Annotated in this window: 13 protein-coding genes; 10 read left to right on the forward strand and 3 right to left on the reverse strand. The window is 67.4% G+C overall.

Annotated features, from left to right (window positions below):
• Positions 1-60: 60 nt before the first annotated feature.
• From N4T19_RS12465 to N4T19_RS12505, 9 genes are read left to right on the forward strand one after another with little or no spacing between them, the layout of a single operon-like run.
• Positions 61-1,485: a TolC family protein gene (locus tag N4T19_RS12465; RefSeq protein ID WP_409935108.1), complete on the forward strand. Its 1,425-nt coding sequence runs from the start codon at positions 61-63 to the stop codon at positions 1,483-1,485.
• The gene (locus N4T19_RS12470; RefSeq protein ID WP_116926505.1) at positions 1,482-2,627 is read left to right on the forward strand and encodes an ABC transporter permease; all 1,146 of its coding nucleotides are present in this window, start codon (positions 1,482-1,484) and stop codon (positions 2,625-2,627) included. Before N4T19_RS12465 ends, N4T19_RS12470 begins: the two co-directional genes overlap by 4 nt.
• An 11-nt stretch (positions 2,628-2,638) precedes the next feature.
• Positions 2,639-3,373 (forward strand): ABC transporter ATP-binding protein, encoded by a 735-nt coding sequence (locus N4T19_RS12475; RefSeq protein ID WP_116926506.1) that lies wholly within the window; start codon positions 2,639-2,641, stop codon positions 3,371-3,373.
• Positions 3,370-4,299: an HlyD family secretion protein gene (locus N4T19_RS12480; RefSeq protein ID WP_260718206.1), complete on the forward strand. Its 930-nt coding sequence runs from the start codon at positions 3,370-3,372 to the stop codon at positions 4,297-4,299. The genes N4T19_RS12475 and N4T19_RS12480 overlap by 4 nt, the downstream gene beginning before the upstream one ends.
• Positions 4,292-5,002 (forward strand): MtnX-like HAD-IB family phosphatase, encoded by a 711-nt coding sequence (locus N4T19_RS12485; protein ID WP_243419363.1) that lies wholly within the window; start codon positions 4,292-4,294, stop codon positions 5,000-5,002. Before N4T19_RS12480 ends, N4T19_RS12485 begins: the two co-directional genes overlap by 8 nt.
• Positions 4,999-5,934: an alpha/beta hydrolase gene (locus N4T19_RS12490; RefSeq protein WP_116926507.1), complete on the forward strand. Its 936-nt coding sequence runs from the start codon at positions 4,999-5,001 to the stop codon at positions 5,932-5,934. Before N4T19_RS12485 ends, N4T19_RS12490 begins: the two co-directional genes overlap by 4 nt.
• A complete protein-coding gene (locus N4T19_RS12495; protein ID WP_116926508.1) occupies positions 5,924-6,298 on the forward strand; it encodes an EamA family transporter in 375 nt (124 codons plus the stop codon). Before N4T19_RS12490 ends, N4T19_RS12495 begins: the two co-directional genes overlap by 11 nt.
• Positions 6,299-6,302: 4 nt before the next feature.
• Complete coding sequence (locus N4T19_RS12500; RefSeq protein WP_260718207.1) at positions 6,303-6,752, forward strand: DMT family transporter; 450 nt, start codon at positions 6,303-6,305, stop codon at positions 6,750-6,752.
• 28 nt (positions 6,753-6,780) lie between these two features.
• The gene (locus N4T19_RS12505) at positions 6,781-8,025 is read left to right on the forward strand and encodes a DegT/DnrJ/EryC1/StrS family aminotransferase (protein WP_116926509.1); all 1,245 of its coding nucleotides are present in this window, start codon (positions 6,781-6,783) and stop codon (positions 8,023-8,025) included.
• Here the strand turns inward: N4T19_RS12505 and N4T19_RS12510 are convergent.
• The 3 genes from N4T19_RS12510 to N4T19_RS12520 are packed head-to-tail and all read right to left on the reverse strand — an operon-like array spanning position 7,949 to position 11,312.
• Positions 7,949-8,869, reverse strand: a complete 921-nt coding sequence (locus N4T19_RS12510; RefSeq protein WP_260718208.1) for a hypothetical protein — start codon at positions 8,867-8,869, stop codon at positions 7,949-7,951. The genes N4T19_RS12505 and N4T19_RS12510 overlap by 77 nt on opposite strands.
• Positions 8,866-9,933 (reverse strand): GNAT family N-acetyltransferase, encoded by a 1,068-nt coding sequence (locus N4T19_RS12515; protein WP_243419365.1) that lies wholly within the window; start codon positions 9,931-9,933, stop codon positions 8,866-8,868. The genes N4T19_RS12510 and N4T19_RS12515 overlap by 4 nt, the downstream gene beginning before the upstream one ends.
• Entirely contained in the window at positions 9,930-11,312 is a 1,383-nt protein-coding gene (locus tag N4T19_RS12520; protein ID WP_260718209.1) for an aspartate aminotransferase family protein, read from the reverse strand. Before N4T19_RS12520 ends, N4T19_RS12515 begins: the two co-directional genes overlap by 4 nt.
• 210 nt (positions 11,313-11,522) lie before the next feature.
• Between N4T19_RS12520 and pssA the strand changes: the two genes are divergently transcribed.
• Entirely contained in the window at positions 11,523-12,146 is a 624-nt protein-coding gene (gene pssA, locus N4T19_RS12525; protein WP_182343595.1) for a CDP-diacylglycerol--serine O-phosphatidyltransferase, read from the forward strand.
• The last annotated feature ends 132 nt before the right edge of the window (positions 12,147-12,278 follow it).

Raw genomic sequence — 12,278 nt, forward strand, 5'->3', positions numbered from 1 at the left:
TCCTGCCTCTGCGGTCAGGCCGCCCCGGTCTGCACCGGCCAAGAACCGACTCCATTGCACGTGAAACCCTTGTTCTGCAAAACACTGCTGGCGCTGGCACCTGCCGCTTTGCTGGCCGGTTGCATGACGCCTGCGCAACCCCCGCTCAACCCCGACACCCCGGCACAGTGGCGCCAGGCGGGCGGCAGCGCACCCCATGCGCATGCCGTCAAGGCCGCCGACCTGAGCGCCTGGTGGACGCTCCTGGGCGACCCGGCACTGGACAAGCTGGTGGAGCAAGCACTGGCCCAGAACCTCGATTTTGCCCAGGCGCAAGGCCGGCTTGAGGCCCAGCGCATTTTGCTGGGCACGGCCACCGCCGCCTACAAGCCAGCGTTCAGCGCCGGCGTGCGCACCTTGCAGGATGTGGCCGCCCTCGACTCCTACTTCCACGCCAGCCTGGACATGGGCTGGAACCTCGGCTTGTTTGGCGCCTATGAATCCAGTGCGCTCGATGGCCAGGCGCAACTGCTCGATGCCCAGGCACAGCTGCAGGCCGCCAGGGTCCAGCTGGTCTCCCATGTGGTGCAGCGCTATCTGGACATCTGCGTGGCGCAGCAGCAACGCTTTGTGCTGGACCAGCAGCTGCAGCTCGATGCGCGCCGGCTGCAGCTGCAGCAGGTGCGTGTGCAGCAGCGCATGGGCAGCGCCGAGCAGGTGCAGCAAGCCCATCTGGAGCTCAACCGCAGCCGCGCGCAGGAGGCCGATCTGCTGCAGCACCAGGCACGCGCAGCGCATGCGCTGGCTGCACTGCTGGGCCGCAGCGAGCCCGAAGCCGCCTGGCTGGCCACTTCCAGCACCCCCCACATCCCCAGCGCCACTGCGCTGCGCCTGCAAGTACTGCCCGCCGAGCTGCTGCGCAGCCGCCCGGCCATCCTGGCGGCCGAAGCCGCGGTGCAGCGCGCCGCCGCCGCAGCGGGCCTGTCGAACTCGGCGCTCTACCCCCGCTTTGCGCTGGGGGGCTCATTGCTGTACTCCTACAACCTGACGCAGAACCGCCGCTCCAGCTCCAACCAGGTGCCCTCGCTGGGCCCGGTGATCGACATTCCGCTGTTCGACTGGGGTCGACGGCGCGCGCAGGCCGATGCCGACGAGCTGGAGATGAACAACGCCGTCAAGGCCTACCGGCAAAGCGTGCTCGACGGCGTTGCCGATGTGGAAACCGCGCTGGCCGGCCTCACTGCCCAGCAGCAACGCCAGCAATCGCTCGATACCCAAACACCGCTGCTGCGCAGCCGCGCCCAACAGCTGCAGCGCCGCCAGCAGCTGGGCCTGGCCAGCGAGCTCGATACGCTGGAGCCCCGCCGCCAGCTGCTGCTGCACGCAAGCCAGCAGAGCGTGGCGCAAGCTGCTCAGGCGCTGGCCTGGGTGGCGCTGTTCCAGGCGCTGGGCGGCGCCCCACTGCCGCCGCAAACCCCACCCGGCACCGCAGGGGCCACGCCATGATTGCGCTGGCCCGCAAAACCCTGGTCTACGAATGGCGCCGCTTTGTCCCCTCGGTCTTCGCGGTGGGCTTTGCCGGTGTGCTGCTGGTGATGCAGGCCGCCCTGGTGCTGGGCATTTTCAGCTCGGCTGCCATCTACATCACCGCCAGCTCGGCTGACCTCTGGGTGGGCTACCCCGGCACGCAGAGCGTGAACTTTGGCCGCAACATTGGCCCCGATGTGGAAATGCGCCTGCGCATGGACCCGGACATCCGAGCCGTCGAGCCCTTTGTCTGGGTCGATGGCGACTGGCGTTCCAACCAAGGGGCAGGCCAGGGTGCCGGCGCGGTGTCGGTCTACCTCTCGGGCATTTCCACCGCCGGCACGGCCATGGTGTTCGATCGGGTCATTGCGCCCTGGCAGCGCAAGCTACTGCGCGAGCCCGGCGCCGTCATCGTCGACCGCGCCGATCTGGGCAGTCTGGCCACCCAGGAAGGCGGTACCGCCTGGATCAACAACCACCGCGTGCGCGTGGTCGCCGCCGTCGATGGCTTGCGCGGCCTGGGCGGTGTTAACGTGCTGGCATCGCTGGAGAGCGCGCACCAGATCGCTGGCAGCTCGCCCAGCCAGGGCAGCACCTACCTGCTGGCCCGGGTGCGCAAAGGTGTGGACAACCAGGCTGTGCAGCGGCGCCTGGGCAGCGAAGCGCGCAGCTTTGGCCCGCACGAGGTCTGGACTGCCGACAGCTTTGCGCACCGCTCCCAGCGCTACTGGATGCTCGATACCGGCGCGGGTGCTGGCGTGCTGTTCATGGCCATCGTCGTCTGCCTGGTCGGCGCGGTCGTCACCAGCCAGTCGCTCAAGAGCGTGGTCGCGGGCTCGGTGCGCGAATACGCGGTACTCAATGCGCTGGGCGTCAGCCGCGCGGCGCTGGGCCGGGTGGTGGTGGAGCAGGCCTGCTGGATCGGCGCTGCCGGCCTGCTGCTCACCACCATCGCCAGCATGGCCCTGGTCTCGCTCGCCCAGGTCTACCGGGTGCCCGTTGCGCTCAACCTGCAAGCCGTGCTGGCCTGCGCTGCCCTGGTGGCCACGTTGGCGCTGCTGTCCGGCCTGGGCGCGATGCGCGTGCTGCTGCGCACCGACCCGGCCACCTTGCTGCGCTGAAGGACATCGCCATGCCCTCCCCTATCCCCGCCCCTCCAACACCCAGCCTGCAGGCCGTCGGATTGCGCAAGACCTATGTCTCGGGCGCGATCCGCATCCAGGTCCTGCAGGATCTGTCGGTAGATTTGTACGCCGGCGAGCTGACCCTGATATCCGGCCCCTCGGGCTGCGGCAAAAGCACCTTGCTGTCGCTGATGTCGGGCCTGCTCACCCCCGATGACGGCCAGACCTTTGCGCTGGGCCAGAACCTGACGACCATGCCCGTGCGCGAGATGGAGCGCTTTCGGCTGCTGCACACCGGCTTTGTGTTCCAGGGCTTCAACCTGTTCCCGGCGCTGACGGCGCTCGAGCAGGTGCAGCTGCCGCTGGGCTACCTGGGCATGCGGCGCGCCGAAACGTTGAAGCGGGCCCAGGATGCGCTCGATGAAGTCGGCCTGTCCCACCGCGCCCACATGCGGCCAGCCGAGCTTTCGGGTGGCGAAAAGCAGCGTGTGGCCATTGCCCGGGCGCTGGCCAAGGCGCCCCAGCTCTTGTTCGCCGATGAGCCCACCAGTGCGCTGGATGCCGAGAGCGGACAACGGGTGATCGACATCCTTCACCGCGTCGCGCGCAGCCATGGCACCACGGTGCTGTGCGTCAGCCACGACCCGCGCCTGGTCGGGCACGCCGACCGCGTACTGAATATGGAAGACGGTGCCGTCTACAGCGACCGGCGCCAAAACACCCTGATGGAGAACCCCGCGTGACCAAGATTCCCGCAACCCCCTGGCCCTTGCCGCAGGCCTGGCAGGTGCTGGGCCTGCTCTGCCTGGCTGCAGGCGGGCTCGCCGGCTGCTCACCGGCATCGGACAGCCCCCCCGCGCCCAGCACCAGCCAGCAGCACCAAAGCCCGGTCGCCGTAGCCCGGGGCAAGATTGAGGTCGACGGTGGCCTGCTGGAGCTGGCCACCGCCATCGATGGCACCGTCCAGCAGATCGCCGTGCGCGAGGGCCAGCAGGTGCAGGCCGGCCAGCTGCTGCTCAAGGTCCATGACGAAGACCTGCGCGCCGAGCTGGCCGTCGCCCAGTCCTCGTACCGCCTGGCCCAGGCCAAGCACAAGGCCCTGGCCGCCAAGCTGCCGCTGCTGCAGACCCAGCTCCAGCGCCTGCAGGCCGCCGCCCGCGATGGCGCAGCCGATCTGCAGGACGTGGACAACGCCCAGGCCGCGCTGCGCAATGCGCAGTCCGAGACCGAGGTGGCACAGGCCGAGGTGCAGCTGATGCAGACCAAGACCCAGCAGCTGCGCGAGCGCCAGCGCCTCTATGCGCTGCATGCGCCGGAAGCGGCCACCGTGGTGCATCTGCGCGCCCAGGTCGGCAGCCAGGTACATACCAGCCAGGCGGCAATGCGCCTGCTGCCGCTGCGCCCGCTGCGCATCCGCGCCGAGCTCAACGAGAGCTTTGCCGGCACGGTGCAAAAGGGCATGCGCGCCAGCGTGGTGCTGGACAACGACAGCGCCACCGCGCTGCCCGAGGCCCGGGTGCTGCGCATCAACCCCATGTACGGGCCGTCGACCTTGCAGGACGACGCCCAGCGCGGCCCGCTGCGCGTGGTCGAGTGCGTGCTCGAGTTCGAGACCGCCCCCATCCATGTGCGTGTAGGCCAGAACGTGAGAGTGAGCTTCCATGAATAAATACATGCTTGCGCAGGCGCCCGCTTGCCACAACACCACGGGCTGGATGGTCCAGTCCGACTTTGACGGCACGATCAGCCTGGTCGATGTCACTGACAGCCTGCTGCAGCGCTTTGGCCGGCCCGGCTGGACTGACCTGGAAGACGCCTGGGAGCGCGGCGAGATCGGCTCGCGCGCCTGCATGCAAGGCCAGGTCGCGCTGCTGGACATGAGCCAGCAGCAGCTGGACGCGCACCTGGACAGCATTGCGATCGACCCCGGCTTCCCCGGCTTTGTACAGGCAGCGCAGGCGCTGGGCCTGCGCGTGCAAGTGGTCAGCGACGGCATCGACTACGCCATCGAACATGTGCTGGCACGCCACGGCCTGGGCCATCTGGAGGTGATCGCCAACCGCCTGCTGCAGCAGGACACCCGCCGCTGGTCGCTGGAATCCCCCTGGGCCAGCCCGCACTGCAAGCGTGCCAGTGGCAACTGCAAATGCGAGCGCCTGGCCACGCAGAAAGCGCTGGCCGGCCGGGTGCTGTATGTGGGCGACAGCAGCTCGGACTTCTGCGTCTCGCACGAGGCCGACTATGTGCTGGCCAAGTACCGGCTGATCGGTCACTGCGAGCGCCATGGCATCGCCCATGCACCGTTCCAGGGTTTCAGCGATGCCACGCCCTGGCTCCTGCAGTTCATGCAGCAGCAGGAGGCCCTCGCATGAAGGCCAATGACGCACTCGCCCGCCATCTGGCCAGCCAACCCCAGGAAAGAGCGGCAGAAGCGGCCTTGCAGACGCTGTGCCTGACGCCCCATGAATTCGTCATGCCCGGCTCCGGCGCTGCCGCGCGCACCGGCGTGCTGTTGGTGCACGGCCTGACCGGCACCCCCGCCGAGATGCGCCTGCTGGCCAAGGGCCTTCACCGCGAAGGCTTTACCGTCTATGCGGTGCAACTGGCCGGCCACTGCGGCAGCATGCAGGACCTGGTGCAGACGCGCTGGACCGACTGGCTCGCCAGCGTGCAGTCGGCGCTGCTGCGCTTTGGGCCCCATGTCGACCGGGTCGTCGTCGGCGGCCTGTCGATGGGCGCCTTGCTGTCGCTGGCGGTAGCCACCTCCCACCCGCGCCAGGTGGCGGGGGTGGCTGCGCTGTCCACCACGTTCCGCTATGACGGCTGGAGCATTCCCAGCTACACCAAGCTGGCCTTTTTGCTGCCGCTGTTCCGCCTGCTGGGCATTGGCCGCCACCGCGTGTTCATGGAAGCACCGCCCTACGGCATCAAGGACGAGGCCTTGCGCGCCAGGGTCGTCGCGCAAATGCACGGTGGCGACAGCGCTGCCGCGGGCCTGCCCGGCAATCCCTGGTGGTCCATCATCGAGCTGCGCAGGCTCTCGGCCCATGTCCGCAGCCACCTGCGGGATTTGCGCGCGCCATGCCTGGCCATCCACGCCAAGGAAGACGACATCTCCCACCGCTCCAATGCCGAGGACATCGCCGCTGGCGCCGTCCATGCGCAGGTCGAGGTCGTGCTGCTCGACAACTGCTACCACATGATCACCATCGACCGCGAGCGCCGCACGGTGATCGCCAAGGTGCATGACTTTGTAGCCCGCCTTGGTGGCATACCAACACAGGCCGCCACCCATGGGCACTGAGATCAACCCCCTAGTCATCAGCCTGTGGCTGGTCAATGTGCTGGTCGACAGCGGCGGGCAGCTGGCTTTCAAGGCCGCCGCCAGCCAGACCCCGGGCACGGCCACCGGCATGGCGCACTGGCGCTTCATGCTCGTGCGCCCCTGGATCTGGATCGGCGGCGCCTGCTATGTGATCGAGTTTGTCGCCTGGCTGGCCTTTTTGTCGCTGGTGCCCCTGTCCGATGGCGTGCTGCTGGGCAGCATCAACATCGTGGCCATCATGGTGGCCGGGCGCATTCTGTTCAAGGAAAAGCTCGCACCGATGCGGGTCGCGGGCATTGTGCTCGTCTCCATTGGCGTGGCCGTCGTGGGCCTCAAGGGGTGATGGCATGAAGCGCTTCTACCTGGTCGGCTTTCTGGTGCTGATGGCCTTTGACACGCTGGCCCAGCTGAGCTTCAAGAAGGCGGGCGATGCCGCGCTGCCGCTGGAGTTCAGCCCCTCCTGGCTCTGGCGCGTGTTTGCCCAGCCCTGGATCTATGGCGCGCTGGTCGGCTATATCGGCGCCTTCTTCACCTGGATGCATCTGCTGCGGCGCGCGCCGGTCGGCCCGGCTTTTGCCGCCTCGCACCTGGAGATCATCTCGGTGCTGCTGCTGTCGCACTATCTGTTCCAGGAGACCATCGGCCTGCCCCAGATTCTGGGCTGCGCGTTCATCATCGCCGGCATTGCCTGCCTGGCGGTGAGCGAAGCCCAGGACCATGGCGCCGCCGAGCCGGCAGAGAAGTTGGCACAGGGCCCGGCGGACAGCGCGGCAGGCGCCAGCGCGGCCGCCCGCTGATGGCAGGCAACCGCCAGGGCCCCCAGCGATGACTGCGCGCCGCATCACGGTACCGCCCACCGCCGGCCTGCCACTGCAGCTGGGCGATCTGCGCCCCTGGGGGGACCCGCGGCTAGACCGGGCGCTGGCCACCTGGCTGGGCGTGGACGAGGTGCTGCTGGAGTGCTCGGGCACCTCCGCGCTGATGCTGGCATTGCGAACCCTGCAGCAGCGGGCCCCCGAGCGCTGCGAAGTCGTGGTGCCCGCCTACACCTGCCCGCTGGTGGCCATGGCTGTGGCGCAGTGCGGCCTGCAGCTGCGGCTGTGTGATCTGTCGCCCGACCGCCTGGACCTGGATGGCAACGCGCTCGACGCGCTGCTCAGCCACCGCACCCTGGCCGTGGTACCCACCCACCTGGGCGGCCGGGTGGCCGATGTCGCGAGCCTGCTGCCCCGCGCCCAGGCCTGCGGCGCCTATGTGATCGAAGACGCCGCCCAGGCCCTGGGCGCCCGCGTGCACGGCCGCAGCGTGGGCTTGCAGGGCGATATCGCGCTGTTCAGCCTGGCGGTGGGCAAAGGCCTGAGCACCTATGAAGGCGGCGTGCTGCTGGCACGCGAGCCGGTGCTGATGGCAGCGCTGCGCGCGCAGCACCAGCAATCCATACGGCCCCACCTCGCCTGGGAGCTGCGCCGCAGCCTGGCGCTGCTCGGATACACCGCAGCCTATCGGCCGGCGCTGCTGGACGCCGTCTACGGCGCCCCCTTGCGGCGCAGCCTGGCGCGGGGCGACTGGGTGGAGGCGGCCGGCGATGATTTTGACAGCCAGATCCCGCAGCACAGCCTGGGCGCCGGGCGCCAGCGCGTAGCCCTGCGCGCACTGGTGCGGCTGCGTGGGCACTGGGAGCAGGCCCAGCAGCAGGCGCAGCAGCGCATCACTCAGCTGCGCGCCCTGCCGGGTTTGGAGGTGGTGGACGATGCCGCGCCCCAGGCGCAGGGCATCTGGCCGGTGATTCTGCTGCGCCTGCCCAGCGCCGCCCAGCGCGATGCGCTGATGCAGGCGCACTGGGCGAGCGGCTGGGGCCTGTCGCTGCCCTTCAGCCAGGTGCTGCCCGACTACGCGCGCTACGCGCCCCTGCTGGGCGAGGCCCTGCACGACCCGGTGCCGCAGGCCCGCGACTGGGCGCAGCGCCTGCTGGCCATCAGCAACAGCGCCTGGCTCAGCGATGCGCTGTTTGCCCAGCTGCTGGCGGCGCTGACGCGGACGCTGACAAGGCCGCCAGCAGCCGCTGGTTGAGCGCATGCTGCCCTGCCTGGGCCTGCGCCAGCGCCTGTGCATCCATGGCCGTGTCCTGCCCATCACCGGCACTCAGCCAGCGCTTCCACCAGGTGGCATAGCGCCACGAAGACACATCGCCGGTGATATCGCTGCCCACGAGCTGGCCCTCCAGCGCTGCAATGATGCCCAGCGCCTGCGCCTCGCGCATCTGGCCCTGGTCCCAGTTGGTGGTGACCACGTCGGTGGCAAACACATCCTTGTCGATGCTCAGGTAGGTGCTTTGGCGCTCGCGCGCCAGGGTTGCCGCCAAGGCATCGGTCAACGCATCGAGGCTGGGGAACGCGCGAAAGGCGGCCGACAGGCCCAGGCGCCGCGCCCAGCCCGTGTCCACGCCGCAGCTCCAGTAGCTGAGCTTGCCGCCACGCAGCGGGCCCAGGTAGTTCTCCCAGGCGTGGCCGGCGCCAATGTCAGCGGAGGTGATGCCCGCCACATGCACATGCGCTACCGCCGGGTGCATGGCAATGCGCCGTACCCAGGAGCCGCAATGCACGCCCCAGGGAAAGCGCATGTTGTCGGGGTGGTTGTCCAGCACCACCACGCGCAGCGGGCGCGCCGCTGTGTAGCCCTGGCGCGCGATGCAGTGCTCGATCAGCAGCCAGGACAGGTGGTGGAAATCGCCACTGCCCATCCAGGCCGTGCCATGCTGCGCGGGCAGTTGCGCCTGCACATGGCGGCGGAACTGCTGGTAGCGGCCCAGCGATGACCCAAAACGGATCGCCTCCTGCCAGTCGCCCAGCGGCAGCCGCAGCTCGCCGGCCAAGGGGCCGACAGAGCCATCGACATCGAGCACCAAGGGGGTCATCGCTGCTCCTGCCATGCGCGGTCACTTTCAAAATGCCGGGAAAACCGCCGCCCCAAGGCCCGAAGCAGCGGGTTGCGGATGTAGACCGCATGCTGGGTAAACGTGAAGCTGGCGCCCAATTGCGCCTTGACCTCGGGATCGGTCCAGCCGGCCACATAGTGTGACAGGCCGCATTCGAGCGCATATTCCAGGTTCACCATCCAGCTGACGAAGTACAGGTTGGTCTGGCGCGCACGCGGGTAGGACAGGCCGATGTATTTGTCGACCAGGCGCCCATCATGGGCAAAGCACAGGTTCCAGCCCAGCAGGGCACCATCCTGCGCATCGCGGTACTCGAACACCAGGCCCTGGTTGCTGGCGTCGCGCAGCACCGCGGCAAAAAAGCTGCGTGTGAGCTTGTCGAAATGCAGCGTGCTTTGTGCATACACGGCCTCGAACAGCGCGTAGTAGGCATCGACCAGCTGCTCGTCGGCAAAGGCCGGGCCGGTGGGAATGCGGCGGATCTGCAGCTGGCTGCGGCTCTTGAGCTTGCGGCGCAGGTCGGAGCGCCGGTTCTTCGACAGCCGCGCCAGGTAGGCATCGATGCGCTCGAAATCGATAGGGACATAGGCCAGCGCCTGGCCTTCGACCAGGATGAAGCCCTGGTGCTGGAGCGCCTGGGCCAGCCGGCGGGCATCGGCATTGTCGGCCGGGGGCAGCAGCGGCGAGTCCTGCGGCAGGTCCTTGACGACGGTCAGCATGCAGCGCCCCGCGTGGCGGCGCAGCTCACCAGCGAGCTTGTCCATCGCCACCTCCGGGGGCAGCACCAGGTACTCGCTCAGTGTCGAGCCGACAAAATCGGTGCGCAGCCGCAAGCGCTGCGCCAGCCAGGCACCGCCGGGCAGCCGTAGCACCCAGCGCTTGACGGCCGCGTCGGCCGTGGTCAGCAGATCGAAGGGCGCGCGAAAGGCCGGAAACGGCCGGTCCGAGCGCACCACAAAGCCCTCGGGCGGATGCGCGGCAAACTGCCCGATCAGTGCCGAGGGCTCCAACTGGTTGCGCGCAGGGCGCAGTGGCTCGCTCAAGCGCAGGACCGCTTGGCCAGGCTGATCAGCTGGTCGAGCAGCACCAGCGCTTCGTCGATCTCGCTGCGGCTGATCATCAGCGATGGCGCGAAGGTGATCACGTTCTTGTAGTAGCCGCCCACGTCCAGCACCAGGCCGCGTCGTTGGCCCTGGTATTCGAGCTTGCCTTCGAGGCCCAGGTCCACCATCTTATCGAGCAGCGCCTTGTTGGGGGTAAAGCCGTCTGCCGTGCAGATCTCGGCGCGCAGCGCCAGGCCCATGCCGTCGACATCGCCGATTTCCGGGTGGCGCTTTTGCAGCTGGCGCAGACCATCGAGGAAATAGGCCCCCGACTCGCGCACCTGGCGGCCAAAGTCCATCTCGTGCGTCATCTTCATCACTTCCAGGCCCAGCGCCGTGCCCAGCGGGTTGGAGGCAAAGGTCGAATGGGTCGAGCCTGGCGGGAACACCGTGGGGTTGATCAGCTCTTCACGGGCCCACAGGCCCGACAGCGCGTTCAAGCCATTGGTCAGCGCCTTGGCAAACACCAGCACATCGGGCTTGACGCCAAAGTTCTCCACCGACCACAGCGTGCCGGTGCGCCAGAAGCCCATCTGGATTTCGTCGACCACCATCAGCACGCCATGGTCGTCGAGCACCTTCTTGAGGCCCTTGAAGAAATTGGGCGGTGGCACGACGTAGCCGCCGGTGCCCTGGATCGGCTCCACATAGAAGGCCGCGTACTCGCACTGCTGGGTCTTGGGATCCCAGACGGCGTGGTATTCGTTCTCGAACTTGCGCGCAAACTCCTGCACGATGGACTCCGCATATTCTTCGGAGGTCATGCCCTTGGGGCGGCGGAAGGGGTAGGGGAAGGGAATGAACTGCGCGCGGTCGCTGAAGTGGCCAAAGCGGCGGCGGTAGCGGTAGCTGGAGGTGATGCTCGACGCCCCCAGGGTGCGGCCATGGTAGCCACCTTCAAACGCGAACATCAGGCTTTTGCCATGGGTGGCATTGCGCACGACCTTGAGCGAATCCTCAATCGCCTGGGCACCGCCCACATTGAAGTGCACGCGGCCTGGCATGCCCCATTTTTTCTCGGCATCTTGCGCAATGAACTTGGCCAGCTCGATCTTGGTCGGGTGCAGGTACTGGCTGGCCACCTGGGGCAGCTCGCGCAACTGCTCGATCATCTTGTCTTCCAGGCGCTTGTTCTTGTAGCCGAAGTTGACGGCCGAGTACCACATCTGCAAATCCAGGTAAGGCGTGCCGGCCTGGTCAAACATGTAGCTGCCCTCGCAGCCGCTGAAGATCTTGGGGGGGTTGACGTAGTGAACGGTGTCGCCAAAAGAGCAGTATTGGGCTTCGTCAGCCAGCAGTTGTTCGGTATTGAAAGTCACGGCACAGGGCTCCAGTTTTGAGTGCCGCCAGTCTGGCCCTGCAATGTTGTGGCTCCGCCTACATTGTTTGTAGGATTGATGGAGATCTTGCCCGCTTGATGGAGCACGGCCTGCGCCCGGTTTGGCGCTGGCCGATACTGGGTGTACCATGGTCGCAACCAGGGCGCCCCCAGAGGCGGCCCGTGCATTTGAGCCGCAGACATCCTATCCATGAATAGTCCACACAAACGTTTTTCGATGATTCGCGAGTTCCACCTCGCTGACTGGTTCACCTTGGGCAATGCCGTCTGCGGCGTGGGCGCGCTGTTCTCGGCGATGACCTTTCTGGAGACCTCGGACCGCCGGCACATCTACTTTGCCGCCGCCCTGGTGCTGGCCGCGCTGGTCTTCGACATCTTTGATGGCCGCATTGCGCGCTGGCGGCAAAAGTCATCGGCGATGGGGCGCGAGCTCGATTCGCTCGCCGATGTGATCTCGTTCGGTGTGGCGCCAGCCATCATTGCCTATGCCTGCGGCATGCAAGGCCTGTGGGACCGCATTGTGCTGGGCTACTTTGTGGCCTGCGGCGTCTCGCGCCTGGCGCGCTACAACGTGACCGCAGAATCACTGTCAGAGGGGCCATCGGGCAAGGTGAAGTATTTCGAAGGCACCCCCATCCCCACCTCGATCGTGCTGGTGGCCCTGCTCGCGCTGGCCGCCGTGATGAACGCGGTGCGCGCCGATCTGTGGTTTGGCAAAGTGCTGATCGGCGGCTTTACCCTGCACCCGCTGGTGCTGCTGTTTGCAGTCTCGGGCTCGCTGATGATCAGCCGTATCAAGATCCCCAAGCTGTAAGAACCTGTTCAAAGTCCCTACGCAGCCGCGTTGGAGTGCAATCGGGATGAGTTCGAAGGGGTGGAACGCAGCTTGCACCGGGGTGCAAGCAAGAGCCAGCGCGCAGAAATCGCCCGATTTCACTCCAACCCG

Origin of the sequence: Comamonas squillarum (assembly GCF_025309455.1) — a bacterium.
Taxonomy (GTDB): domain Bacteria; phylum Pseudomonadota; class Gammaproteobacteria; order Burkholderiales; family Burkholderiaceae_C; genus Comamonas; species Comamonas squillarum.

Excerpts from the sequence above, each read along its gene's own strand:
- N4T19_RS12470 (WP_116926505.1), top strand. The coding sequence starts at position 1,482 with ATGATTGCGCTGGCCCGCAAAACCCTGGTCTACGAATGGCGCCGCTTT.
- N4T19_RS12475 (WP_116926506.1), top strand. The coding sequence starts at position 2,639 with ATGCCCTCCCCTATCCCCGCCCCTCCAACACCCAGCCTGCAGGCCGTC.
- N4T19_RS12485 (WP_243419363.1), top strand. The coding sequence starts at position 4,292 with ATGAATAAATACATGCTTGCGCAGGCGCCCGCTTGCCACAACACCACG.
- N4T19_RS12490 (WP_116926507.1), top strand. The coding sequence starts at position 4,999 with ATGAAGGCCAATGACGCACTCGCCCGCCATCTGGCCAGCCAACCCCAG.
- N4T19_RS12495 (WP_116926508.1), top strand. The coding sequence starts at position 5,924 with ATGGGCACTGAGATCAACCCCCTAGTCATCAGCCTGTGGCTGGTCAAT.
- N4T19_RS12500 (WP_260718207.1), top strand. The coding sequence starts at position 6,303 with ATGAAGCGCTTCTACCTGGTCGGCTTTCTGGTGCTGATGGCCTTTGAC.
- N4T19_RS12505 (WP_116926509.1), top strand. The coding sequence starts at position 6,781 with ATGACTGCGCGCCGCATCACGGTACCGCCCACCGCCGGCCTGCCACTG.
- N4T19_RS12510 (WP_260718208.1), bottom strand. The coding sequence starts at position 8,869 with ATGACCCCCTTGGTGCTCGATGTCGATGGCTCTGTCGGCCCCTTGGCC.
- pssA (WP_182343595.1), top strand. The coding sequence starts at position 11,523 with ATGAATAGTCCACACAAACGTTTTTCGATGATTCGCGAGTTCCACCTC.